This is a genomic window from Micromonospora sp. NBC_01739 (genome assembly GCF_035920385.1).
Taxonomy (GTDB): Bacteria; Actinomycetota; Actinomycetes; order Mycobacteriales; family Micromonosporaceae; genus Micromonospora.
This window is the reverse complement of sequence record NZ_CP109151.1, coordinates 1,032,897-1,057,633: the sequence shown is the minus strand read 5'-3', so window position 1 is coordinate 1,057,633 and position 24,737 is coordinate 1,032,897. Positions and strand designations below refer to the sequence as shown.

The window sequence follows — 24,737 nt, the reverse complement described above, 5'->3', positions numbered from 1 at the left end:
CTGTGGCCAATGCCACGTTCGCTCACCCCGCGCCGATCACGGTTCGACCGCCAGCCCACGCTCCCCTGAAGTCCGGCTCAGACGTCGGAGGAACGGCTGGGGTCACTCGTCGCCGCCGTCGTCTCCACCCTCGTCCCCGCCGTCGTCGTCGCCGAAGGATTCGAAGACCTCCTCGGCGACCATGCCTCCGGCGAAGCCGAGCGCCGCGCCGCCCACCACACCGGCGGCCACCGCGCCCATTCCGGACCCACCCCGGCTGTGATGCTCGTGCTCATGGCCGTAGGCGGGCTGGTGCGGCGGATACCCGGCCGGCATCCCGTAGCCCGGCTGGCCGTACCCGGGTGCGCCATAGCCGGGCGCGCCGTAACCGGGCTGGCCGTAGCCGGGGGCGCCGTAGCCGGGCTGGGTGGCGCGGTACTGCTCCAGGGCCTCGCGGAGCCAGCCGTCCACCACGGCGGCCCAGTCGAGTCGCTCGGCGTCGGCGTGCGCCACCCGGTAGCGCCCGTAGGAGTCGTGGCCGCCGGTGAACAGACCCCCTCGGCGGTCGAACTCCAGGACGATGTCCATGCCCTGCTCGTCGGCCAGGAAGGTCAGCTCGACCTCGTTGACCCCGTGGGCGTACTGGGGTGCGGCGAAGTACTCGATCTCCTGGTAGAAGGGCAGGGTCTGGTGCACTCCGGCGATCTGCCCCCGCTCCAGGTCGGCGCCCTTGAACTGGAACCCGAGCCGACCGAAGGCCTCCAGGATGCGCTCCTGCACCGGCAGTGGGTGTACGTGCACCGGGTCCAGGTCGCCCTTGTCGACCGCCCCGCGGATGACCACCTCCGTACGCAGCCCCATGGTCATGCCGGGCAGGGGTTGCCCGTACACGTCGGTCACCGGGGTCTGGATCGGGATCTGGACCTGGAACGGCAGGGACAACTGCTGCCCCTGCGCCAGGCGCAGCCCACCCGCGACCGGGGTCCGGTGGAACTCGACCGTGGCGTCGTAGTCCCCCTCCTCGCCGTCGATCTCGATCCGGGTGACCAGCCCCACGACGATCTGGTCGATGTCCACGTCGTGACTGCCGCCGGTCAGGTTCACCTGCCCGCCGAGCATCAGCCCGGGGCGGGTGCTCGGGTTGGTCAGGACCGTGTCGACGCTGGGCGCGCCGATCCCGAAGGCACCCAGCATCTTCTTGAACACCACGAGCTTCTCCCTCGACAGCGGCGGGCGCGGCGCGGACGCGAGAGTCTTACGCGAATCCGTTGTGCCGCAACGGGATCAGCGCCGTCCACCATGGATCCCGTCGGGTCGGCAAGCTAACACCGCCAGCTGAGAGATAGCTGAGAGGGGTCGAGGTGTCACGATCGGTGAGAGTTCCCCTCCGCCGGTCGCGGTGGACGCCAGCCGGTGACCGGGCCCAGCAAGGAGTCGGCCGGGCCGGAGGAGCCGGCCGGATACTCCTGCAACGGCACCGCACCCGCCTTCCAGGCGGTCAGCACCGGCTCCACGATGCGCCAGCACTCCTCGGCCACGTCACCGCGCACCGACAGGGTCGGATCCCCGTCGAAGGCACCCCGCAGCACCTCCCCGTACGCCGGCAGGTCACCGGGGCCGAACTCCGCGGTCAGGTCCACCTGGTCCAGGTCGAAGGGGTCACCGGGGCCGTTGATGTTGAGGTCCAGGCCGAGCCGGTCCGGCCCGAACCCGATCCGCAGCCGGTCCGGTCGCTCGTACCCGGTCAGGCCGTCCGGCACCCGGTCCGGCTGCTTGAAGGTGATGACGGCCTCCTTGCGTACCCCGGCCATGGCCTTGCCGGAGCGCAGCCGGAAGGGCACCCCGGCCCAGCGCCAGGTGTCCACGGTCACCATCAGTTCGGCGAGGGTCTCCGTGCCCCGGGCCGGGTTAACCCCCGGCTCGTCGGTGTAGGCCGGTAGCCGGCGCCCGGCGATCTCCCCCGCCGTGTACCGGCCCCGGCGGCTGGCCACCACCGCGTCGTCGTGCCACAGCCGGGTGGCCCGCAGCACCTGGGCCATGCGGTCGCGCAGCTCCGGTGCCGCGAGGCTGGGCGGGGGTTCCATGGTGAGCAGGGCCAGCACCTGGAGCAGGTGGCTCTGCACCATGTCGACCAGGGCACCCGCGCCGTCGTAGTAGCCGGCCCGACCCTCCAGCCCCAGGGTCTCGTCGAAGACGATGTCCACGCTGGCCACATGGGTGGAGTTGAGCACCGGTTCGAAGATCCGGTTGGCGAAGCGCAGGCCCAGCAGGTTCAGCACTGTCGACTTGCCGAGGAAGTGGTCGATGCGGTGGACCTGCTCCTCCGGCACCAGGGTGGCCAGCAGGTTGTTCAGGGAACGGGCCGAGATCCGGTCGACCCCGAAGGGCTTTTCCAGCATCAGCCGGGTGCCCGGTGGTACGCCGATGCGGGCCAGGGCGGCGGCCGAGCGGGCGGCCACCATCGGCGGCAACGCGAAGAAGATCACCAAGGGGCCGGTGCAGCCGCCCAGCAGCCGCCGCAGGTCCTCCTCCCGGGTCACGTCGGCCGGCACGTACCGGCTCTGGCGGATTAGTTCGGTCTCTCGGGGGCCCTGCGCGCCCACGGTGGCGAAGGACTCCGTCACCCGGGTACGCCACCGCTCGTCGTCCCAGTCGTCCATGCCGCTGCCGATCAGCCGCAACCCGGGCAGGGCGCCGGTGGCCACCAGCCGGCCCAGGCCGGGCAGCAGCAGTCGACCGGCCAGGTCACCGCTGGCGCCGAGCACCAGCAGGGTCTGCGGGATGCGGGTGGTCACGGGTCTGGGGTGAGTGGGGGCGCTCGGGGCCGACGTCGTCATGTGCTCCACCATGCCCTGTGCCCGGTCCGGGTCGCACCGCGGCCTAGCTGCTGGGCTCTGCGGGTACGCCGGGCAGCCGATCCCCTGCGGATGGTGACCGGTCGCGGGCGTCGGGCTGGCACAGCGATCTTCGTGTGGCAGGCTGGGTTCCATCGGCCGGCTTGAGGCCGGCGTGTGCCGACTCTGCGAGGAGACGATCGATCCGATGGCTGCGGACGTCACCACCACCGACGAGTGGCAGGCCCTGCGCAAGCACGCCGACGAGATCCGCGCGACGCATCTGCGGGACCTGTTCGCCACCGACCCTGCTCGGGGCGAACGGTTGACCGTCGAGGTGGGCGACCTCTACGTCGACTACAGCAAGAACCTGGTCACCGACGAGACCCTCCGGCTGCTGACCGCGCTGGCCGAGCGGGTCGGGCTCACCGACCGGATCGCCGCGATGTTCGCCGGTGAGCACATCAACGGCACCGAGGACCGGGCGGTGCTGCACACCGCGCTGCGACTGCCACCGGACGCCGCGTTGACCGTGGACGGCCAGGACGTGGTCGGCGACGTGCACGGCGTACGGCAGCGGATGGCGCACTTCACCGAGCAGGTACGCGCCGGGCGGTGGCGCGGGCACACCGGGGAGCGGATCCGCACCGTGGTCAACATCGGCATCGGCGGCTCCGACCTGGGGCCGGTGATGGCGTACGAGGCACTGAAGGCGTACCGCGACGCCGGCATCTCCTGCCGCTTCGTGTCGAACATCGACCCGACCGACATCGCCGAGGCCACCGCCGACCTGGACCCGGCGAGCACCCTGTTCGTGGTGGTCTCGAAGACCTTCACCACCCAGGAGACCCTGGCCAACGCCCACCAGGCCCGGCGCTGGCTGCTGGCCGGGCTCGGCGGGGACGAGGCGGCGGTGGCCAAGCACTTCGTCGCGGTCAGCACGAACGCCCAGCGAGTAGCCGAGTTCGGCATCGACCCGGAGAACATGTTCGGCTTCTGGGACTGGGTGGGTGGCCGGTACTCGCTGCCCTCGGCGGTGGGTCTGTCGGTGATGCTGTCGATCGGGCCGGAACGCTTCGACGAGATGCTGGCCGGTTACCACGCCGTCGACGAGCACTTCCGCACCGCTCCCCTGGCTCATAACGCCCCGGTGCTGCTCGGGCTGCTCAACGTCTGGTACACCAACTTCCTCGGCGCGCAGACCCACGCCGTGCTGCCCTACTCGCAGTACCTGCACCGGTTCCCGGCGTACCTGCAACAGCTGACCATGGAGAGCAACGGCAAGTCCGTCCGCACCGACGGCCAGCGGGTGTCGTACGACACCGGGGAGATCTTCTGGGGCGAGCCCGGCACCAACGGCCAGCACGCCTTCTACCAGCTCATCCACCAGGGCACCCGGCTGATCCCGGCGGACTTCATCGCCTTCAGCGAACCCCACCACGACATCGGCGACATGCACGACCTGTTCATGTCGAACTTCTTCGCCCAGACCGCCGCGCTGGCCTTCGGCCGCACCGCCGAGCAGGTCGCCGCCGAGGGCACCCCGCCCGAACTGGTGCCGCACCGGGTGATGCCCGGCAACCACCCCACCACCTCGATCGTGGCCGACCGCCTGACCCCGGCCACCCTCGGCCAACTGGTGGCCCTGTACGAGCACATCGTCCTCACCGAGGGCGCGATCTGGGACATCAACCCCTTCGACCAGTGGGGCGTGGAACTCGGCAAGGTGATGGCCAACCAGTTGGCCCCGCTGCTCACCGGCGACGAGGCCGACCTGACCACCCTCGATTCCTCCACCGCCACCCTCATCCGCCGCTACCGCACCGACCGCCACCGCCCCTGACCGCTCCTCCCCGTCCACCGGGTTGATCAAGAGGTTTCGGTCATCACGCCGGACCGCGGGACCGAAACCTCTTGGTCAACTCGCGCGTCGAGCACGCCCCGGCCCGCGTGAAGACCTGCAAGATCCTGCGCGACTACCGCCGCGCCGCTCGCACATTGCCCGAGACCGCTTTTGGCATCGCCCACCTCAGCGGTACCGCCTTCTACAAGCTGGTGATGGACGATCCGCTGCTGGGGCACATGTTCACCGCCCGCTCGGCCGAGGAGCACGCGCGTCGCCTCAAGGGCCACTTCGAGCGGATGTACGGCACGCCGGACCTTACCGAGGGCTGGAACCCGGCGTTCATCGCCGCCCACCTCGAGTACGTAATCTCGAACCAGCACCGCCGCCGCTGGCTCGACCTCTTCCGGGCCGCCGGTGAGCAGATCGGCGCGCCGGAACCCCGGTTCTCCGACTTCATGTCGACCATGACGAACGGAAGCGGCGCGGTGACCGCCGCCAGTCGCGGCGCCGCCATCACGCGGGGCCTGCGACTGGACCGGGAGGGCAATGTGATCGGCAAGCGAACGCCCCGCCCGCCGAACGGCGGCGCGGACAGCGCGGACCCGGAGGACGCCCGATGACCGAGACCAGCACAGTGGGCGCGTACCAGCACTGGGACCAGCAGTGGCGCCGTACCGAGGGAATCACCACGTGGGCGCAGCCGGACCCGGACGTGACAGCGCTCGGTGAGAAGGTGCTGGCCGCCGGCGGCCAGCGCTGCCTCGATCTGGGGTGTGGCATCGGCCGCCATGCCTTGGCCCTCGCCGACATGGGATTCGAGGCCCACGCGATCGACCGCAGCGAAGCAGGCCTGGCGCGGGTCGCCGCCGAGGCCGCCCGGCGCAAGGTGGAAGTCACGACACGGATGGCCGACATGACGTCGCTGCCGTATACGGACGGCAGCTTCGACTTCGTCGTCGCCTGGAATGTGATCTATCACGGTACACCGGCGGACGCTGCTACGGCGGCTGCGGAGATCACCCGCGTCCTCCGGCCCGGCGGGCAGTACCTGAGCACAATGCTGTCGAAGCACAATGTCCAGTACGGCCGGGGCGAGCAGATCGCCCCGGACGTTTTCGTTCAGCACGACGGGCCGGAGGATAAGGCGCATCCGCACCTGTACACCGATATGGGGGACATACTGCGTCTTCACCCGCACCTACGTCTGGTCTCCGCTGCGGACCGGGAGCACGAGCAGCCGGGTTCTTTCCACTGGCACCTGGTCTTCGAGAAGCCCGTTAGTACCTGACGCAGACCGACCGCAACTCGGTGAAGAAGTCCATCGCCTCCGGCGAGCATTCGGGCGGGCCGAACTGCGACATCTTGGTACCCATGTGCGGCAGGTGCGCGTAGGCGCCGACGGTCGGGCGGTTGACGTGAAGCATCCCGGCCTGCAGCCGTTGCACGGTTTCCAGGGCGAGGGCGGTCTCGCGGGTGAAAACGGCCGCGGACATACCGTACGGAACGGAGTTGGCAATGGAGATGGCGGCGTCCAGGCTCTCGGCCACCAGGACCGAGACCACCGGCCCGAAGACCTCACCCGTCACCAGCTCCGAATCCGGCGGCACGTCGGACAGCACTGCGGGCCGCAGGAAGTTGCCGTCGGGCAGCCCGCCGGGCAACGGTTCGTCGCCGCACCAGATCCGGGCACCGCGTGCCCGCGCGTCCTCGATCGCGTCGAGGCACCGCCGGCGTGCCGCGGCAGTGATTACCGGCCCCATGTCCACGTCCGGATCGTCGCCGCGGCCGACTTGCAGGGCCGACACCCGTGCCGCGAGCGCCGGCAGGAACGCGGCGGCGAGACCTGCGTCCACGATCACGCGGCTGGTCGCGCTACACCGCTGCCCGGCCTGGCCGAACGCGCCGGACAGCACGGCGCTGATGGCCGCGTCGAGGTCGGCGCCGGGCAGGACGACCACCGCGTTGTTGCCGCCTAGCTCAAGCTGGGTGCGCAGCAGCCGCGGCGCCGCTGCCTCGTGGATCGCGACGCCGACCGCAACCGAACCGGTGAACGACACTCCCGCGACGTCCCGGTGCGTCACGATCGTCTCCGCGGGCTCTCGGCCACCCTGCACCAGGTTGAGCACCCCCGGCGGTACGCCCGCATCAAGGAACAGCTGCACCATCAGTGCCGCGGTCCAGGGGGCGAGCGGCGACGGCTTGAGGACCGCGGTGCAGCCGGCCACCAGCGCGGCCGCCGACTTCCACAGCGGAATCGCGAGCGGGAAGTTCCACGGGGTGATGAGCCCGACCACGCCGATCGGCGCCCGGAATGTGTACGCGAGGGTGCGGGCGTCGTCGGCAGGTGCGGTAACACCAGTCAGCCGGCGGCCCTCGCCGGCAAGGAAGCGCAGTACCTCACCGCTGCGGACCACCTCGGCCCGCGCCTCCGACGGGCGTTTTCCCTGTTCTCGGGCGATCGCCTCGGCGAACTCCCCGGCCCGCTCGGCGAGCAGCTCGGCCGCCCGGAAGAGCAGCGCCCCCCGCGCCACCGGCCCAGTCTCGTGCCAGCCGGCACCAGCGGCAGCGGCGGCGGCCACCGCGGCCCGTGCGTCGTCCGCGGAGGAATCGGCGAACAGTCCGATCACGTCACCCGAGTCGGCAGGGTTGACGTTGGGAGTGACTCGTTCTCCTTCCGCAGCCAGCCATGCATCGTTGATGAGGTTGAGACAATGGCGCGGATCCATCTGCCAATTAGATCTATATCAGTAAATATCTGCAAGTAGAGGTATTCATGATGCGTACGATCGCCCTCGTTCACAGTCCGCTGCTGAGCCCGTACAGCTGGGATGCCGTCGCCCGCACGCTGCGGGCTGACGGTCACCGCGTGGTCGTGCCCGATCTTCGCCCGGCCCTGACCGGCCCGCCGCCCTATCAGGGTCGCCTGCGCGAAGCCGTGGTGGCCGCCGTCGAGCACCCGACGACGCTGGTCGCCCACAGCGCCGCCGGCCCGCTCGTACCCGCGATCGTCGAGGCCCTCGGCCCGGCTGCGGCAGCCACGATCTTCGTGGATGCCCGCCTGCCGCATCCAGGACTCAGTTGGCTGGAATCCCTCGACGGGGAACGGGCGGCCCGGCTGCTCGAGATGGCCGCGGACGGCGAACTGCCGCCGTGGAACACCTGGTTTCCGGCCGAGGCGCTGGCCGCCGAGATACCGGACGATGAGGTCCGCGAGAGGTTCAGCGCCGACCTACGCCCGACGCCGTTCGCGCTCTGCGCGGAGAAGTGCCCGTCACCGACCCCCGTCTTCGACGGATTGCCGCACGCGTACGTCCGGCTCACGCCCGCTTACGATGACGCCGCGGACACTGCCGAACGCGCCGGCTGGCATGTCGTCCGGCGGGACTCCGTCCATCTCGCGCCGCTCACCCGGGCCGACGAGGTCGTCAATGCCCTGCACACGATATTCGCCGGATGAATACCGGCACGGTAACCCTCCTCCCCGAGGGGTCGATCAAGAAGTTTTGGTTTCGACACGCCGGGCGCGTGACCGAAACCTCTTGATCAACTGCCCGAGGGGGTGAGGCCGAGGGTGGTGGACAGGCGCGCCACGTCGGGCGGGGCGGGGGCGCGTTGGATGACCTCGGCGAGGAGGGTACGGGCGACCGGGCGGCTGCGGATCTCGGCGGGGGCGATGCGGTCGGCGTCGAGCAGGGCGTGCCCGGCCGCGACCGGGTCGCCGGTGTCCAGGTGGGCGCGGGCGGCGTCGACGAGGGCAGCGGCGCGCTGTTCCGGCGACAGCCGCCGCCATCCGTCGCTGCGTACGGCGTGTTCGTGTCGGCGTACCGCCTCGATGGTGTCGCCGAGGCGGTGGGCGGCGAGGGACCGGGCCAGTTCGACGGCGACCGGCCCGAAGCCGGTGTGGTGCGGGTCGGTGGCGTCGACCTGTCGATCCGCCAAGGTGGCGGCGTGATCGAGCATTGGCGCATCAAGTGATGTCAGGCAAGCTTGTAATCATGATCGATTGAAGCTGCATGTGATTCGGGACAGACGATCGGGGCAGGGCTGGTGAGGTGCTGCACCGGCAGCCCACCCCGCTACGGCTGCACGCCATCCTGTCGGAGGCGTCACTGCGGACCGAGGTCGGCGGCCCGGAGGTACTGGCCGAACAGCTTCACCACCTGGTCAAGGTGAGCCGACTGCCCAACGTCACCATCCAGGTGCTCCGCTTCGAGGCGGGCGCCCACCTGGCGATCAGCAGCGGCTTCGCGCTGCTCAGCTTCGAACAGGACGAGCCGCCGCTGGGCTACATCGAGACCCTGGCCGGTGAGCTGTTCCTGGAGTCCAGCAGCGACCTGGCGCGACTGTCGGCGGCGTACGACAATCTGAGGATGCTGGCCAGGTCGCCGGCCGAGTCGATCAAGTTCGTCAAGGAGCTGAGCGCGCATGGAGCGTAACGTCTGGCGCACGTCGAGCCGTTCCGGCAGCAACGGCCAGTGCGTCGAGGTCCGCGACCGAGGCACCGAGATCGACGTACGCGACTCCAAGGCTCCTGCTGCCGCAACGCTGAGCTTCGGCCCGACCGCCTGGGAAGCCTTCGTCAGCAGCATCAAGACGGACGACCGTCGCCCCTGAACCGCCACCGCGTTCACGGAACGATCCAAGCCGCCTTCGAGGTGAATCTCCTGACGGACCCAGGGGTAGCCTCCTCAAGATCTGACATCACCGGACGTGGGCACCGGTGAGCGGCGGGATCTGTCACGCAAATGTCATCCAACCGTGCGGTCGACTCCAAGGTCCTTGCGCAAGGTAATCACCGATCGGGACGGCGCGTCGGGTCGCCGGCCTCGACGACGAAGGAGACCGTTGTGGTGATGCCCTGGCCCTGGCCGATGCCCGACGATCACTCATTCCGGGCGCTGTGGGACGAGCCGCAGGACCATGACGAGGACGTCCGGCTCGCCGCGCTGGTCGCCCAGCGACTGAGCGCCGACTGGAGCACCCGTCGACAGCAGATCACGGTGATGGTGCAGAACCGCGTCGTGATCCTCACCGGCCTGGTCGCCGGTGCGGAGACCCGGCGGGCCGCCGGTGAACTGGCCTGGGATGTCGAGGGCGTCGCGGATGTCTGCAACGCCCTGCGGCTTGTCGGGCATCGGCGCGGCCGTCGCTGACTTCCGGCCCGTCCGCGCCGCCCGGCACCGGCGAGCGCGGACGGGCCGGGGGTGTCAGGGGGTGGTGGTCAGGTGGGCCAGGGCGGCGGGGCGGCTGTCCGCTACGGCCAGTACCTTGTCCACGCCGGTGACCTGGAGGACCTGGCGGATCAGCGGTGAGGTGACCGCGACGCAGAACCGCGCGCCCCGTTCGACGGCGTCGTGGTGGGCGCGGACCAGCATGCCCAGGGCGGTGGAGTCGATCAGATCGGTTCGGACGAGGTCCACAAGTACGTGACCACCCATGTCTGCCGCGTGCTGCAGTGCCATCCGCAGGGTGTCGCCGGTGTCCAGGTCGACGTCACCGGCGACGGTCACCACCGTCACCCCACCGAGATGCTCGATGCCGAGGATGCCGCCGGACAGGGCGTCAGAGGCCGGGCCGAGCCGGATGCAGTGGGCGCACCGGTGGGGGCCGTCGGGCAGCGGCGATCCGCCCCAGCCGTGCTCGGACAGCAGGGTCCAGAGCATCTCCCCGTCGGCGGGCGGACGCGCGCCGACGACGGTGTCCCCGCAGTTGTCACAGGTCAGGGTGACCAGTTGGGCAGCCAGGACGACGGCCATACCGGGCTCCTTCCCACGTCGTAATGATCGACCACCCACCCTGCACCGGTCAGGTGGCGAGCAACGCGCGGACATATGACGGTTGGGTGACGAATCCCGGTCTGCGGGCACCCGGGGTCGGACAGCTCACATCGCCGGCCGCGTGGGCGCTGACCTGCGGCGATACCGCAAGGTAGATCACCTGATGGCGTACCCCCGAACGGGTGGTGGTTGCTCCGGCGGTGGCAGCCGCCGGCGGGCACCCGCATAGCGTCGGTGGGACGTGACCCCGAGGTGAGGAGTAGGCCGGTGACCGAGCCGGAGGAGGACCAGGAGAAGACCCGCAAGACCGATCGGGTGCTCTTCTCCCCGGACGGCGATCCGCACCACACCCTGGCGGAGGCGCCACAGCCCGACGAGCATCCGGCGGTGCGGTACGACCACGACGGCGAGTCCGAGGTGGTCGACGACGAACGGTGAGCAGCATGGCGCGGCTTGTCACCGCACACCCCCACGACTGATAATCATCAATGTTCCTGAGCCGGACGAGACGAGGCACCGGGCAGCCTCGATCGGAACATCCCCCTGTTCGCATCCGTCCGGAGGACATTCTGCCCATGAAGAAGGCGATCAAACTCGGCTCGGCCGCGCTCGCGGCCATCATCCTGACAGCGCTGGCCGCACTGTCGATCCCGAGTCCGGCGTCGGCGGCCAGCCTGACCGAGGTGACCAACTTCGGTGCCAACCCCAGCAACCTGCGCATGTACCTCTACGTACCGGACCGGGTAGCGCCGCGACCGGGAATTCTGGTCGCGATGCACTACTGCACCGGCACCGGACCGGCCCTGCACTCGGGCACCCGGTTCGCCGCCCTGGCCGACCAGCACGGCTACATCGTCATCTATCCGTCGGTGACCCGCAGCAGCCAGTGCTTCGACGTCTACTCGCCGCAGGCACTGCGTCGGGGCGGCGGCAGTGACCCGGTGGGCATCATGTCGATGGTCGACCACGTCCGGGCCCGCTACCCGGTCGACCCGGGCCGGATCTTCGCCACCGGCGTGTCGTCCGGGGCGATGATGACGAACGTGATGCTCGGGCTCTACCCGGACGTCTTCGCCGCCGGGGCCGCCTTCGCGGGGGTTCCGTTCGGCTGTTTCGCCACCACCAACGGCTCGGAGTGGAACAGCGAGTGCGCCAACGGGCAGATCAGCCGCACCCCTGCGCAGTGGGGTGACCTGGTACGCAATGCATACCCGGGCTACAGCGGCAACCGTCCGCGGATGCAGATCTGGCACGGCACCAACGACGACATCCTGCGATACCCGAACTTCGGCGAGCAGATCAAGCAGTGGACCAACGTGCAAGGGCGGACCCAGACCCCCGTCTACACCGACAGCCCGCAGGCCGGCTACACCCGCACCCGCTACGGCTCCACCGGCGACCAGGCGCCGGTGGAGGCGATCAGCATGCAGGGCGTATCGCACAACCTGCCGGTCGACGCCGCGCAGGCGATCCGCTTCTTCGGCCTCAACAACCCGTCCCCGTCGCCGTCGGTGACGCCTGATCCGACTCCGAGCCCGATCCCGACCCCGACTCCCACTCCGACCCCCACCCCGCCCCCGCCGCCGTCGCCGACGACGTCGCCGACCCTGCCGCCGGGGCCGGGCTGCCAGGTCCACTACGAGGTCAACGCCTGGAACACTGGGCTGACCACCTCGGTGACCATCACCAACACCGGCAGTACGGCCATCAACGGCTGGACCCTGGCGTTCACCCTGCCCGCCGGGCAGACCATCACCAACGGCTGGAACGCGACGTACTCGCCGGCCTCCGGAGCGGTGACCGCCCGTAACGTCTCCTACAACGGCACCATCGCGCCGAAGACCTCGACGACGATCGGGTTCCAGGCCAACCACACCGGCGACGCCGGCAAGCCGGGCGTCTTCACGCTCAACGGCGGCTCCTGCTACTTCTCAGGCTGATCCCGGTAAGGCCGGCACCCCACGGGGGCACGACGTGGGGTGCCGGCACGGGAACCGCACCGGCACCTCGTACACGCTGCGGGTCGGGACCGATTCGCGCCGTCCAGGAAAGCGCTTACCCTGACAGGTGCCTCGCCCTCTTCACCACCACCCGTCCGTCCGGAAAGGAAGCTCACATGCCGTCCAGAACGACAACACCCCGGCGTACGCCCCGATGGCTGGTCGCCGCCGGCACGGTGCTGCTGGTCGCCGCCGGTACGGCCATCGCGGCGCCGAGCCCCGCGCAGGCCGCAACGGTCGACCCGAACGCCACCTACGTCTTCGTCAACCGGCACAGCGGCAAGGCGATGGACGTGTGGAACTGGTCCACCGCCGACCAGGCCCCGATCAACCAGTTCACCCGCAACGACGCCGCCGTGCAGCAGTGGCGCTTCGTCGACGCCGGCAACGGTTACTACCAGATCCGGTCGGTGCACAGCGGAAAGGTCCTTGAGCTGCCCAACGCCAACGACGGCGTACAGCTGGTGCAGAACTCCTCGGCCGGCGGCAACACCCGGCAGCATTTCCGGCTGGCCGACTCCGACGGCGGTCATGTCCGGTTCATCAACCGACACTCCAACAAGGCGCTGGACCTGTGGGGCTGGTCCACCGCCGACGGGGCGATGATCTCGCAGTACCAGGACGTCAACGGCGCCAACCAGCAGTGGCGGCTGATCACCCTGGGCAGCGGCAGTGGCTGCGGCAGTGGCAGCTTCCAGGCCGAGGCGGTGCTGAACGGTGGCACCTGGACGGCCCGCAACGGCGGCACGACGGTCTACACCGGCGGCGACATGCGGGAGGCCGTGCAGGCCGCGATCAACAGCCTCAGCTCCGGGCGGACCAGCAAGCAGCGGGTCGTGGTACGCGGCTCCGGCTCGATCAGCGCGGGCTCCCGGATCTCCCTGCCCAGCTACACCACGATCGACGTGTGCGGCACGATCAATGTGACCGGCTCCGGCAGCGGCGACCAGGCACCGATCTACTCGCGCGGCACCACCCAGGTCGAGGTGCAGAACCTCAGCGTCACCGGCACCCCGCTGTACGGCATCTTCATGCGCAACGTCACCAACGTGATCCTCGGTCAGATCGACATGCGGCTGTCCAGCGGGCTCGGGATCCGCATCGACAACCGGGGCGACACCAGCCAGTGGAGCCGCAACATCCGCATCGACAACGTGTACGTCTCCGGTGCCCGTGCGCACGCCGTGGAGACCTACGGTGTCGACGGGCTGACCATCGGCACGGTGACCGCCCGCAATGTCGGGGAGTCCGGGCTGCTGCTCAACCAGACCATCAACGCCACCGTGAACACGGTCGACGCGGAGAACGCCGGCGCCGGCACCGGGTACGCGGCCTTCCGGATCGCCAACCGGGCCGGCCGGATCGGCTCCAGCTACCCGATCAACATCCGGGTGGACACCGTACGGGCGCGCGGCGGCGGCCGGGGCATCTTCTGTGTCTCGGAGTCCGGCGGCCTGGCGGTCAACCGGGTGGACATCGCCAACACCGGCAACAACGCCATCCTCATCGAGAACTGCTACGGGGTGGACATCGCCGCGGGTGGGGGCACCATCAGCGGTGGTGGTGAGGTGCGGCTGGCCGCGCGCAGCGAGTTCCCCGGCAACCGGGACATCACCCTGCGCAACTTCGCCCTGGTCAACAGCCGGATCCTGGAGAGCCCCTGCACGGCCAACCTGGTGATCAGCAATGTGGGGCTGAACAACTCGACGATCAACCGCTGCTGAGCGTCCGGACGCGTTAAAAGGGGCCCCTTCCTATGCACGAGGCGTTAGGAAGGGGCCCCTCCTTTCAGATCAGCCTGCGTTGCAGGTGGGGGTGCCGGAGGGGGCGGAGCCCGTGCCCTGGAACCCGAACTCGGTAGTGGTGCCCGGTGCCACGTTGGCGTTGTAGCCGACGTTGCGGAAGGTCACGGCGCCACTGTTGCCACTCGCCTGGGTGTTCCACGAGTTGGTGACCGAGGTGCCACCCGGGAGGGTCATGTTCACCGCCCAGCCGTTGAGACCGCTGGAGCCGGCGGTCACCCGCACATGGGCGACGAATCCACCGTTCCAGGTGTCCAGCGTGAAGGACGCGGTGCAGGCACCGGACGGCGGCGGGGTGGTGGGCGGAGGCGTCGTGGGCGGCGGGGTGGTCGGCGGCGGGGTGGTGGGCGGAGGCGTCGTGGGCGGCGGAGTGGTCGGCGGCGGGGTGGTGCCACCGGCGTTCAGCGCCTCCAGCGTCGAGTTGTACGCCTGCTTCTTGTTGCCGTTGTTGTCGAACAGCAGCGGGGTGCCGTAGGAACGCCAGGAGTCGCTGTCCCGGATGCCCCAGACGGTGATGCCGTTGCAGCGCGGCACCGCGAGGCAGTCCTCGACCACCCGGCGGTAGGTGTCGGCCTGCTGGCTGCCGGAGCCCTCGATGTCCAGCTCGGTGATCTGCACGTCCACCCCGAGGGCGGCGAAGCTGGACAGGGTGGTGCGGTAGTTGCTGTTGTACGCCGACTGGGCGTTGAAGTGCGACTGGAACCCTACGCAGTCGATCGGCACGCCACGCTGCTTGAAGTCGCGCACCATGTTGTAGACCGCCTGGGTCTTGGCCCAAGTCCAGTTGTCCGTGTTGTAGTCGTTGTAGCACAGCTTCGCGCCCGGGTCGGCGGCCCGTGCGGCCCGGAAGGCCGCCTCGATCCAGTCGCCACCGGTGCGCTGGAGGTTGGAGTTGCGCCGGGCGCCGTTGTTGCCGTCGTCGAACGCCTCGTTCACCACGTCCCACGAGTCGATCTTGCCGCGGTAGTAGGTCGCGACCTGGGTGACGTGGTTGAGCATGGCCGAGCGCAGCGCCTGCCCTTCCATCCGCTCCATCCAGGCGGGCTGCTGGGAGTGCCAGGCCAGGGTGTGACCCCGGACCTTCCAGCCCCGGGAGAGGGCGTGGTTGACGATCCGGTCCGCGGTGCCGTAGGTGAAGACCCCCTGCTGCGGCTCCAGGGCGTTGATCTTCATCTCGTTCTCAGCCGTGACCGAGTTGAACTCGCGGTTGAGGATGCCGGTGTAGACGCTGTCGTTGAGCTTGTGCGCCGCGACGGCGGCCCCGAAGTACCGGCCGCTCTCCGCGGCGGCGGCGCCCAGGGTGGTCCCCGCACTGGCACTGGAGGCCGTCACCACCACGGTGGTGGCGACGAGGGAGAGACCGACCACGGCCGAGATCAGCGCGGGGCGTGATCGCAGTCGGGTCGCGGGACGCCCGCTGGCGCGGGCGAACGCGTTGTTCATGGCGTGAGCCTTTCGACGAAGCCGTGCTGATGGGAAGCCGGCTCCGACTACCGCCCAACACGATGACCCTTCCGTCACCTGCGCGGTCGCCCGGATGCCGCGCAGGCCGGTGCACTTCGGCCGGCCCTCGTGAGTAGATCGGAGCTGTTCTATCGAAAACAGTATCGAAACACGTCCGCAAGCTCAATGTGCCCGACTGTCTTCTCGGGATCGACGTGACCCGGCCGCACCGACCCCTGGTCGGCAGTAAACCACAGCGGACAGCTGATTGACCCGGACCGCTGCGGACCGGAAGTTTCGGAATCCTGACCGGCTACCGGTCAACCTGCGGCAGCCGGCTGGGTGGACCGGGTCGGCGGTGCGGGCTGCGTCGGGTCGCCGAGCAGCTCGGCCAGCCAACGTAGCTGCCGGCGCAGGTGCACCGCCTCCCCGTGCTCGTGGCCGTTGAACGGGTAGACGTGGATGCTGCGCGCCGGCACCGGCCCGCCGTTGGCGACACCGTACTGGTGATAGGCGGCGAACACCGTGCTCGGCGGACAGACCCGGTCTCGCAGCCCCAGACCCAGGTGCACCGGGGCGGTGGCCCGTCGTACCAGACCAGCAGCATCCACATAGGACAGGGTGTGGCGTACGGCCGCCTCGGCCTCCCGGTGCACGGCGAGGTAGGTGCCGATCTCACCGTACGGACTGGCGTCGGTGATCTCGATGGCCCGCTGGAGGTGGCAGAGGAAGGGTGCGGTGGCCAGGACGGCGGCCAGCCCCGGTGCCAGCCCGGCGACCGCCAGGGCCAACCCACCGCCCTGACTGTTGCCGGCCACGACCACCCGAGCGGGGTCCACCCCGGGCAGGGCCCGGGCCGCCTGGACGGCGCGTACCGCGTCCGTGATGAGTCGGCGGTAGTAGTAGCCCTGCGGGGACAGGATGCCCCGGGTCACCGGGGAAGGCCCGCCCGGCGCCTTGCCGTGGGGGTCGGCCGTGTCCCCCACCCCGTACTGGCCGGACTGGCCCCGGGCGTCCATCAGCAGGTGTGCGTAACCGGCTACCGGCCAGGTCAGCCGCTCGTGCGGGGTGCCTCGGCCACGCCCGTAGCCGACGTACTCGATCACCACCGGCAGTGGCTCCGGCACCCCGGCCGGACGGGTGTACCAGGCCCGGACCGGGTCACCGGCGAAACCGGCGAAGGTCACGTCCCAGGTGTCGAGCAGCCGCAGGTCGGTCGGCTCCGGGCGTACCTCCACCAGCACCGGCACCGACTCCGCCGCCTGGAGGGTGGTACGCCAGAAGTCGTCGAGATCCGCCGGTTCGGTGATGGTGGGGGCGTACCGGCGCAGTTGGTCCAGGGGCAGGTCGAACAGAGACATCCGTCCTCGCAGCTGTGGTCAGGGTCGCGGTGGCGGGGCGGTGCTCTCCCGAATCACCAGCTCGGCCACCAGATCGATGCGGCTGGTGGGCAGGGCCACCCCGTGCGCCAGGTCGAGCAGCATCTGGGTGGCCGTGCCGGCCATGTCCCGCAGGGGTTGGTTGACCGTGGTCAAGGGCGGGCCGGACCAGGCGGAGACCGGCAGGTTGTCGTAGCCGACCACGGAGACGTCGCCGGGCACGTCCAGACCGAGCTGCCGGGCCGCCCGCAGGACCCCCAGCGCCTGGAGGTCGGAGCCGGCGAAGACCGCGGTCGGCCGGTCCGGGCGGCTGAGCAGCTCGATGCCGTGGGTGTATCCGGCGTCCAGGTGGAAGGTCCCGGAACGCACCAGGTCGGGATCGACCGGTACGCCGAGTTCCTCGTGGGCGCAGCGGTAGCCGGCCGTGCGGGCGCGGGCGCAGAGCACGTCCCGCGGACCGGAGATGATCGCGATCCGGCGATGCCCCAGATCCAGCAGGTGGCGGGTGGCCAGCAGGCCACCGTTCCAGTTGTTGGACCCCACGGTCGGCCCGGAGGCCGCGCTGGCGCTGTCGGTGTCGACCACCACGACCGGAATGGCCTGTCGGCGCAGCTGCCGGCGCTGCTGGTCGGTCAGATTGCACATCACCAGCAGCACCCCCAGGGGACGCCGGGCGAGCATCGCGTCGAACCAGGGCTGCGGCGGTCGGTGGGCGCCGTCCAGTTGCGAGAGCACCACGTTCACCCGGCCCGCCGTGGTGATCGCCTCGACCCCCCGGATGATCTCCATCGCCCAGTCGGAGCCGAACTCGTGGAACACCAGGTCGATCTGGCCGTCGCCGACGGCCCGCCGGGTCCGGCGGCGGTAGCGGTGCCGTTCCAGGCTCGCCTCCACCCGGGCCCGGGTGGCCGCCGCCACATCCGAGCGGCCGTTGAGGACCTTGGACACCGTCGCCGAGGAGACGCCAACCTCCTGGGCGATGGTCGCGAGTGTCGTGGCGCCGAGCGCCGCCGACGAGCGGTTCTCAGTCATCGGCCCCTCTACCACCGGCCCCGAGAATTTCGGAGAACCCACCATGTCCCAACCGATCACCGAGGACAACGATCGATGGATTGCGCGACGGCCAAGGACCGCAGGCAATCGCTTACCCGCACCACAGTGCCAGTGCGGTAGGCGGATTTCCAGCCCTTGACATCGATTTATCGACACACTTAGGTTCCCGACACAGACTACGAGCGGGTTTCCGAAATTTTCGACTGTGGCGGCGCCGTACAGCGGCAGGGCGAGCCGTCGGGACAACCCCGGACGCGACCGGAGGGCGCGCAATGAGAGCTCAGCTACCCGTCGACGATCGACCGCGGCGATGAGCAGCCCGGCCTCGGCGGCGCCGCCGTCGACCGGGCTGCCCCGCGCGGCCCGGCGGCGGACCTGGCGGCGGGCGCTGCGGCGGGACTGGCAGTTGTACTCCCTGGCCATCCTGCCGCTGCTGTTCTTCCTGGTCTTCCGGTACCTGCCGATGCTCGGCAACGTCATCGCCTTCCGCCGGTTCCAGCCCGGCGGCAGCCTGTTCGGCGAGTACTGGGTGGGCCTGCGCTACTTCAAGATGTTCCTGAACGACCCGACCTTCTGGAACGTCTTCACCAACACCCTGGCGTTGGGCACGCTGACCCTGCTGTTCTGCTTCCCGCTGCCGATCGTGCTGGCCCTGCTGCTCAACGAGGTACGCGCCCGCCGGCTCAAGCGGTTCGTGCAGTCGGTGTCGTACCTGCCGCACTTCCTGTCCATCGTGATCGTGGCGGCCATGGTCATGCAGTTGCTGTCCATGGACGGCACGATCAACCAGCTGGTCCGGGCGGGCGGCGGGGAGGCGATCCCCTTCCTGCAACGCCCGGAATGGTTCCGCACCATCTACGTCTCCTCCGAGGTCTGGCAGACCGTCGGCTGGGGCACCATCCTCTACCTGGCCGCGCTGACCACCATCGACGACGACCTGTACGAGGCGGCCCGCATCGACGGGGCCAACCGCTGGCGGCAGACCTGGCATGTCACCCTGCCGGGGATCCGGCCGACCATGGTGACCCTGCTGATCCTCAACATCGGCACCTTCATGGCGGTCGGGTTCGAGAAGATCCTGCTGCTGTACAACCCGCTGACCTATCCGACCGCCGACGTCATCTCCACATACCTGTTCCGGGTCGGCTTCACCTCCAGCAACTTCAGCTACGCCGCCGCGATCGGGCTGTTCGAGGCGGTGATCGGGCTGATCCTGGTGCTGTCGGCGAACCTGATCGCCCGCCGTACGGTGGGGACGAGCCTGTGGTGACCGTCGAGGCCGCCAAGCCGGCCACCGCACCCGCGCCCGAACCCGGGCGACGGCGGCGCGGGATTCAGCAGAGCCGTGGCTACCGGGTGTTCCAGGTGGTCAACGCGATCATCCTGACCGCCGTGGTGGTGGTGACGCTGTACCCGTTCGTCAACATCGTGGCCCGGTCGATGAGCCATGAGGCGTACATCATCGCCGGGCAGGTGAACCTGGTGCCGCGCGGGTTCACCCTGGAGACGTACGAGTTGGTGCTGTCGGACTCGATGTTCTGGACCAACTACCGCAACACGGTGTTCTACACGGTCACCGCCACCCTGATCTCGATCGTGATGACCACCTGTTACGCGTACGTGTTGTCCAAGAAGCACCTCAAGGGACGCAGTGCCCTGATCGGCATCGCGGTGTTCACGATGTTCTTCACCGGCGGGCTGATCCCCAACTACGTGCTGGTCACCAGCCTGGGGTTGAAGAACAGCGTCTGGGCCATCGCCCTGCCCAACGCGATCAACGTGTTCAACCTGCTGGTGATGAAGGCCTTCTTCGAGAGCCTGCCGAACGACCTGGAGGAGGCCGCCGCGGTCGACGGGCTCAACACGTACGGCATCCTGTGGCGGATCGTGCTGCCGTTGTCGAAGGCCATCGTCGCCACCATGGTGCTGTTCTACGCGGTGGCCTTCTGGAACTCCTGGTTCGCGGCCTTCCTCTACCTGGACCGGCAGGAGTTGTGGCCGGTCACCATCTACCTGCGCAACCTGATCGCCGGGGCCACCGGCGCGGAGAACATCGGCGCCATCTCCGAGGCCAACGAGGTGCAGGCCGAGGCGACCCTCAAGGCCGTGACGATCGTGCTCACCACCCTGCCCATCCTGCTGGTCTATCCCTTCGTCCAGCGGTATTTCGTCCGCGGCATCATGCTCGGCGCGGTGAAGGGCTGAGCAGCCGACCCACCCTCGCACCATCACCTGCGAAAGGACCCGCCATGTTCCGCAGATCGTGGCGTCACGCGGCAGCAGCCACCGTCGCGTTACTCGCCCTAGCCAGCGTCACCGCCTGTGGCGACGATCCCACCGACTCGGAGAACCTGTCGGAGAACCGGGTCGGCGCGATGGAGAACTACGCCGCCGGTACGCAGTTCAAGGCCAGCGAGCCCCTCTCCTTCTCCGTCCTCTACAACAACCACCCGAACTACCCGCTGAAGAACGACTGGCTGTTCTGGAAGGAGCTGACGGCGCGCACCAACGTCACGCTCGAACCGGTCGCGGTGCCGTTGAGCGACTACAACCAGAAGCGCAGCCTGCTCATCGGGGCCGGTGACGCACCGCTGCTCATTCCTAAGACGTACCCGCCGGACGTGCACGCCTACGTCTCCTCGGGGGCGATCCTGCCGGTCAGCGACTACCTCGATCTGATGCCCAACCTCAAGGACAAGATCGAGAAGTGGAACCTGAACCCGGAGCTGGACACCCTGCGCCAGGCCGACGGGAAGTTCTACCTGCTGCCCGGGGTGCACGAGAAGCCCTGGCACGACTACTCGTTGGCGGTCCGCACCGACATCCTCGAAGAGCTGAACCTGGAGATCCCGAAGACCTGGGACGACGTCTACACCGTGCTCAAGGCGATGAAGGCGAAGTACCCGGACACCTACCCGTTCTCCGACCGGTTCAGCCAGCCCAACCCGGCCGGCAACCTGCTGAACCTGCTGGCCGTGTCGCACGGCCTGGAGGGCGCGGGCTGGAACTTCCAGCACGTGAGCTGGAACGCCGGCGCGCAGAAGTTCGAGTACACCGCCGCCACCGAGCACTACCGGCATCTGTTGGAGTACCTCAACAAGCTGGTCGCCGAAAAGCTGCTGGACCCGGAGAGCTTCACCCAGACCGACGACAGCGCCCGGCAGAAGCTGGCCAACGGCAAATCCTTCGTGATCAGCGCCAACGCCCAGTCCGTGGTCAACGACTACCGGCCGGACCTGGCGGCCACCAACCCGAAGGCGAAGATCGCGAAGATCCCGCTGCCGGTCGGCCCGGCCGGGGAGATCAACCCGTCCAGCCGGCTGGAGAACGGCATGATGATCTCCTCGAAGGCCCGGGAGAGCAAGAACTTCGTGGCCATGATGCAGTTCGTCGACTGGCTCTGGTACTCCGACGAGGGCCAGATGTTCGCCCGGTGGGGGGTCGAGGGCACCACCTACGTCAAGGACGCCGCCGGCAAGGCGAGCCTGGCCAAGGAGGTCGACATGATCGGCCTCAACCCGGGGGCCCCCAAGCACCTGCAGAAGGACTTCGGCTTCGCCAACGGGGTGTTCGCCTACGGCGGCAAACCCGAACTGGTGCAGGCGTTCTTCTCCCCGGAGGAGCAGGAGTTCCAGAAGGTGATGAACGCCCGTACGCCCAAGTCGCCGCCGCCGCCGTACCCGCTGACCGACGAGGAGCGGGAGCAGGTGTCGCTCTGGGAGACCCCGCTCAAGGACCACGTCTACCAGGCCACGTTGCAGTTCGCCCTGGGCCAGCGTGACCTCGCCCAGTGGGACACCTACGTCAACGAGCTGAAGAGCAAGAACATGGACGCCTACCTGGACACGGTCAACAAGGCGTACGAGCGCTACCGCGACCGGGGCAACTGAGGTGGGGGCCGGTCCGGCGTTCGTCGGACCGGCCCCGCACCCCGCGAAGGATGAGGAACCGATGCCGACCACCCTCGCCGTATCCCCCTCGGGGATCTCGTGAGTACGGCGAACCGACGCGAGTTCGGTGCCGGGCCACTGTCCCGGGTGGCCGCGCTGGTCTACACCCTGCTGGTGGTCGAGGTGCTGCTGCTGGTCTGCGCGGCGCCCGGCCTGATCGCGTTGTTCGCCCTGGAACGGCATGTGAGCAACCTGCCGCTGGTCGCGGTCTGCGCGGTGCCCCTGGGCCCGGCCCTGTCCGCCGCCCTGTACGCCCTGCACCACCAGCGCCTGGACCTCACCGAACTGCACCCGGCCCGACTGTTCTGGCGCGGCTACCGGGTGAACCTGCTGGGGGCCCTGCTGGTGTGGGTGCCGATGCTGATGTGGCTGGCCCTGCTGGCCGTCAACCTGGTCAACCTGACCGCGGTGGGGCTGCCCCGCTGGTGGGTGGTGCCCCTGGTGCTGGTCGCCGCCGGGGTGGCCGTGGTCGGCATCAACGCGCTGGTGATCACCTCCCTGTTCACCTTCCGGCTGCGCGACGTGCTCCGGCTGGCCGGCTACTTCGTGCTGCGTACCCCGGTGGTGGTGATCGGGGTGGGGTTGTTGCTGGTAGCGGCGACGGCGCTGACCCTGGTCGCCTCGGAGGCCGCCCTCGCCGCGCTGGCCTCGGTGCTGGCGCTGGCCCTGGTCCGGGGCGGCGAGCCGATGATCAGCATCATCCGCCAGGAGTTCACCGCCGCAGACCTCACCTAGCGGGTGGGTACGGCGGCCACGGCCTCCCGCAGGGCCGCTGTGGCGATCCGCACCGCCGGGGTGTGCTCCACCGCGTCGTGGATCACCAGGTGGATCGACCGGATCGGGGTGGGACGCAGCAGCCCGACCCGGGTCACCCCCGGCGGCAGCCGCACCGCGCCGAGGGCGGGAAGCACCGTCGGGCCGATGCCGGCCTCGACGAAGGCCAGGGCGGTCGGATAGTCGTGCGCCTCCACCCCGAAGGTCGGGGCGAAGCCCGCCGCGGTGCAGGCCTCCAGGAGGTTGGCCCGGCACCAGCCCCGGGCGAAGTCGTTGTCCACCCAGCGGTCCTCGGCCAGTTCGGCCAACTCCACCTGCGCCCGGCCGGCGAGGCGGTGCCCGGCCGGCAGCACCGCGACGTACGGATCGTCGACCAGGTGCTGGGCGGTGAAGCCCGAGCCGGGGTCGAAGCCGGCGGGCGCCACCACCAACTGGAGGTCGGGGCGCTCCTCCCGGACGGGCGGGATGTCCTCGCGCAGGGTCAGGTCCAGCCGTACCCCGGGCAGCTCTGTGATGATCCGCCGCACCACGTGTGGCATCCAGGCCGCGCCGACGGAGGCGAAGTAGGCGATGGACAGCACCCCGGTGCGCCCGGCGCGCAGGTCCGCGATCAGTGACTCCGCCTCGCCGACCCGGGCCAGCAGCCGATCCGCCTCGGCGGCGAGGGCGTGCCCGGCGGCGGTGGGCCGCATCCCCCGGCCGGCTCGGGCGAACAGGGCCAGGCCGGTTTCGCGTTGCAGGGCGGTCAGGTGCTGACTGACGGCGGAGGGGGTGTAGCCCAGGTTGGCCGCGGCGGCCTGGACGGACCCGGAGGCCACGACGGACCGGAAGATCCGGAGGCGGTGGACATCGAGCACCCGCCAACCATATAGGCAAACTTAAGAGTCGTGAAGAAACAGTCGCTGGTGCTTAACTGTCCAGCGGACCAGAATCGGCCTATGACCAGCCTGAAGACCGCCTCCCCCGCCGAGCGTCCGCGCCCGAGACCCTCCACCCAGCCCTCGTCCTGGCCGGTCATCGCCGCCGCCGCGATCACGGTGCTGCTGTGGGCCTCGGCCTTCGTCGGCATCAGGTTCGCCGGGCACGACTACTCCCCCGGAGCCATGGCCCTGGGCCGGATGCTGGCAGCCTCCATAGCGCTGAGCGCCTTCGTGGCGCTGACCGCCCGAGGTCGCCGCGCTCGCCCCGCCGGTGGTCGTACCGGCTGGCCCCGAGGGGCAACCCTGGGGCTCATAGCACTCTGGGGAACAGCCTGGTTCGGCGGGTACAACGTGGCTCTGAATGCCGCGGAGCGGCTGGTCGACGCCGGGACGGCGGCGCTGCTCGTGGCGATCGCCCCCATCCTGGTGGCGGTGGCCGCGACCCTCGTCCTGGGCGAGCGGCTGACCGGCCGGCTAGGTGTCGGGGTGGCGGTCGCCTTCGTGGGCGTGGCCCTGATCGCCGCCACCGGCTTCACCGGGCACGTCGACCAACTCGGGGTGGCGCTGGCCGCGCTCTCCGCGGTGTTGTACGCCTTCGGGGTACTGCTTCAGAAGCGGCTGCTGGCCCGGGTGGAGGCGGTGACCATGACCTGGCTGGGGGCCCTGGCCGGCACGATCGCCCTGCTGCCGTTCGCACCGGCCCTGCTCGACGAACTCGCCACCGCGCCGCAGGGAGCCACCCTGGGGATGCTGTACCTGGGGGTGTTCCCGACCGCGATCGGCTTCCTGACCTGGGGGTACGTGCTGTCCCGCTGGACCGCGGGTCGCACCACCGCCGCTACCTACCTGGTCCCGCCGGTGACCGTCGGGTTGTCCTGGATGCTGCTGGGCGAGGTGCCGGCACCCCTGGCCCTGGCCGGCGGCGCCCTCTGCCTGGCCGGAGTGGTCCTGGCCACCCGCCGCTGAGCCACCGCCATGTC

General features: G+C 69.6%; 24 protein-coding genes. 15 read left to right on the top strand and 9 right to left on the bottom strand.

Annotated elements, in window-relative coordinates:
* Positions 1-102: 102 nt before the first annotated feature.
* The gene (locus OIE53_RS04700) at positions 103-1,188 is read right to left on the bottom strand and encodes a sporulation protein (RefSeq protein WP_327025325.1); all 1,086 of its coding nucleotides are present in this window, start codon (positions 1,186-1,188) and stop codon (positions 103-105) included.
* Positions 1,189-1,343: 155 nt separating this feature from the next.
* Positions 1,344-2,816: a glucose-6-phosphate dehydrogenase gene (locus OIE53_RS04695; RefSeq protein WP_327025324.1), complete on the bottom strand. Its 1,473-nt coding sequence runs from the start codon at positions 2,814-2,816 to the stop codon at positions 1,344-1,346.
* A gap of 205 nt (positions 2,817-3,021) precedes the next feature.
* On the opposite strand from OIE53_RS04695, the gene pgi reads away from it, so the two are divergent.
* The 3 genes from pgi to OIE53_RS04675 all read left to right on the top strand — a co-directional run bounded on the left by pgi (position 3,022) and on the right by OIE53_RS04675 (position 5,947).
* Positions 3,022-4,656: a glucose-6-phosphate isomerase gene (gene pgi / locus OIE53_RS04690; RefSeq protein ID WP_327025323.1), complete on the top strand. Its 1,635-nt coding sequence runs from the start codon at positions 3,022-3,024 to the stop codon at positions 4,654-4,656.
* 71 nt (positions 4,657-4,727) lie between these two features.
* Positions 4,728-5,279: a truncated hemoglobin gene (locus OIE53_RS04680; protein WP_393337879.1), complete on the top strand. Its 552-nt coding sequence runs from the start codon at positions 4,728-4,730 to the stop codon at positions 5,277-5,279.
* Positions 5,276-5,947 carry a class I SAM-dependent methyltransferase gene (locus OIE53_RS04675; RefSeq protein ID WP_327025322.1) on the top strand — a complete coding sequence of 224 codons (672 nt, stop codon included), beginning with the start codon at positions 5,276-5,278 and terminating at the stop codon, positions 5,945-5,947. Before OIE53_RS04680 ends, OIE53_RS04675 begins: the two co-directional genes overlap by 4 nt.
* Here OIE53_RS04675 and OIE53_RS04670 read toward each other — a convergent pair.
* Positions 5,937-7,385, bottom strand: a complete 1,449-nt coding sequence (locus OIE53_RS04670) for an aldehyde dehydrogenase family protein (protein ID WP_327025321.1) — start codon at positions 7,383-7,385, stop codon at positions 5,937-5,939. The genes OIE53_RS04675 and OIE53_RS04670 overlap by 11 nt on opposite strands.
* Before the next feature lie 50 nt (positions 7,386-7,435).
* On the opposite strand from OIE53_RS04670, the gene OIE53_RS04665 reads away from it, so the two are divergent.
* Positions 7,436-8,116, top strand: a complete 681-nt coding sequence (locus tag OIE53_RS04665) for a hypothetical protein (RefSeq protein ID WP_327025320.1) — start codon at positions 7,436-7,438, stop codon at positions 8,114-8,116.
* A gap of 86 nt (positions 8,117-8,202) precedes the next feature.
* Here the strand turns inward: OIE53_RS04665 and OIE53_RS04660 are convergent, their stop codons facing one another.
* Complete coding sequence (locus tag OIE53_RS04660; protein ID WP_327025319.1) at positions 8,203-8,619, bottom strand: hypothetical protein; 417 nt, start codon at positions 8,617-8,619, stop codon at positions 8,203-8,205.
* Between the two features lie 92 nt (positions 8,620-8,711).
* Between OIE53_RS04660 and OIE53_RS04655 the strand changes: the two genes are divergently transcribed.
* From OIE53_RS04655 to OIE53_RS04645, 3 genes are all read left to right on the top strand, one after another.
* Positions 8,712-9,095: a DUF5753 domain-containing protein gene (locus OIE53_RS04655; RefSeq protein WP_327025318.1), complete on the top strand. Its 384-nt coding sequence runs from the start codon at positions 8,712-8,714 to the stop codon at positions 9,093-9,095.
* A complete protein-coding gene (locus OIE53_RS04650; RefSeq protein WP_327025317.1) occupies positions 9,085-9,273 on the top strand; it encodes a DUF397 domain-containing protein in 189 nt (62 codons plus the stop codon). Before OIE53_RS04655 ends, OIE53_RS04650 begins: the two co-directional genes overlap by 11 nt.
* Positions 9,274-9,512: 239 nt before the next feature.
* Complete coding sequence (locus tag OIE53_RS04645) at positions 9,513-9,812, top strand: BON domain-containing protein (RefSeq protein WP_327027084.1); 300 nt, start codon at positions 9,513-9,515, stop codon at positions 9,810-9,812.
* Between the two features lie 54 nt (positions 9,813-9,866).
* On the opposite strand, the gene OIE53_RS04640 is transcribed toward OIE53_RS04645, so the two are convergent.
* Positions 9,867-10,415, bottom strand: a complete 549-nt coding sequence (locus OIE53_RS04640; RefSeq protein ID WP_327025316.1) for an STAS domain-containing protein — start codon at positions 10,413-10,415, stop codon at positions 9,867-9,869.
* Between the two features lie 288 nt (positions 10,416-10,703).
* Here OIE53_RS04640 and OIE53_RS04635 point away from each other — a divergent pair, with 288 nt between their 5' ends.
* The 3 genes from OIE53_RS04635 to OIE53_RS04625 all read left to right on the top strand — a co-directional run bounded on the left by OIE53_RS04635 (position 10,704) and on the right by OIE53_RS04625 (position 14,160).
* Positions 10,704-10,874: a hypothetical protein gene (locus OIE53_RS04635; RefSeq protein WP_327025315.1), complete on the top strand. Its 171-nt coding sequence runs from the start codon at positions 10,704-10,706 to the stop codon at positions 10,872-10,874.
* Between the two features lie 137 nt (positions 10,875-11,011).
* Positions 11,012-12,376: an extracellular catalytic domain type 1 short-chain-length polyhydroxyalkanoate depolymerase gene (locus OIE53_RS04630; RefSeq protein WP_327025314.1), complete on the top strand. Its 1,365-nt coding sequence runs from the start codon at positions 11,012-11,014 to the stop codon at positions 12,374-12,376.
* A gap of 176 nt (positions 12,377-12,552) precedes the next feature.
* The gene (locus OIE53_RS04625) at positions 12,553-14,160 is read left to right on the top strand and encodes an RICIN domain-containing protein (RefSeq protein ID WP_327025313.1); all 1,608 of its coding nucleotides are present in this window, start codon (positions 12,553-12,555) and stop codon (positions 14,158-14,160) included.
* Positions 14,161-14,229: 69 nt separating this feature from the next.
* Here the strand turns inward: OIE53_RS04625 and OIE53_RS04620 are convergent, their stop codons facing one another.
* From OIE53_RS04620 to OIE53_RS04610, 3 genes are all read right to left on the bottom strand, one after another.
* Positions 14,230-15,681: an endo-1,4-beta-xylanase gene (locus tag OIE53_RS04620; protein ID WP_327025312.1), complete on the bottom strand. Its 1,452-nt coding sequence runs from the start codon at positions 15,679-15,681 to the stop codon at positions 14,230-14,232.
* Positions 15,682-16,001: 320 nt separating this feature from the next.
* Positions 16,002-17,042, bottom strand: a complete 1,041-nt coding sequence (locus OIE53_RS04615; protein WP_327025311.1) for an acetylxylan esterase — start codon at positions 17,040-17,042, stop codon at positions 16,002-16,004.
* A gap of 18 nt (positions 17,043-17,060) precedes the next feature.
* A complete protein-coding gene (locus tag OIE53_RS04610; RefSeq protein WP_327025310.1) occupies positions 17,061-18,092 on the bottom strand; it encodes a LacI family DNA-binding transcriptional regulator in 1,032 nt (343 codons plus the stop codon).
* A gap of 331 nt (positions 18,093-18,423) precedes the next feature.
* Here OIE53_RS04610 and OIE53_RS04605 point away from each other — a divergent pair, with 331 nt between their 5' ends.
* From OIE53_RS04605 to OIE53_RS04590, 4 genes are all read left to right on the top strand, one after another.
* Positions 18,424-19,383 carry an ABC transporter permease gene (locus OIE53_RS04605; RefSeq protein ID WP_327025309.1) on the top strand — a complete coding sequence of 320 codons (960 nt, stop codon included), beginning with the start codon at positions 18,424-18,426 and terminating at the stop codon, positions 19,381-19,383.
* Positions 19,380-20,318, top strand: a complete 939-nt coding sequence (locus tag OIE53_RS04600; RefSeq protein WP_327025308.1) for a carbohydrate ABC transporter permease — start codon at positions 19,380-19,382, stop codon at positions 20,316-20,318. The genes OIE53_RS04605 and OIE53_RS04600 overlap by 4 nt, the downstream gene beginning before the upstream one ends.
* Before the next feature lie 44 nt (positions 20,319-20,362).
* Positions 20,363-22,003: an ABC transporter substrate-binding protein gene (locus OIE53_RS04595; RefSeq protein WP_327025307.1), complete on the top strand. Its 1,641-nt coding sequence runs from the start codon at positions 20,363-20,365 to the stop codon at positions 22,001-22,003.
* Positions 22,004-22,102: 99 nt separating this feature from the next.
* Positions 22,103-22,798, top strand: coding sequence for a DUF624 domain-containing protein (locus tag OIE53_RS04590; RefSeq protein ID WP_327025306.1), 696 nt, complete (start codon positions 22,103-22,105; stop codon positions 22,796-22,798).
* On the opposite strand, the gene OIE53_RS04585 is transcribed toward OIE53_RS04590, so the two are convergent.
* Entirely contained in the window at positions 22,795-23,694 is a 900-nt protein-coding gene (locus OIE53_RS04585; protein WP_327025305.1) for a LysR family transcriptional regulator, read from the bottom strand. The two genes, OIE53_RS04590 and OIE53_RS04585, sit on opposite strands and share 4 nt — an antisense overlap.
* Before the next feature lie 81 nt (positions 23,695-23,775).
* Between OIE53_RS04585 and OIE53_RS04580 the strand changes: the two genes are divergently transcribed.
* Positions 23,776-24,723, top strand: a complete 948-nt coding sequence (locus OIE53_RS04580; RefSeq protein ID WP_327025304.1) for a DMT family transporter — start codon at positions 23,776-23,778, stop codon at positions 24,721-24,723.
* Positions 24,724-24,737 lie beyond the last annotated feature (14 nt).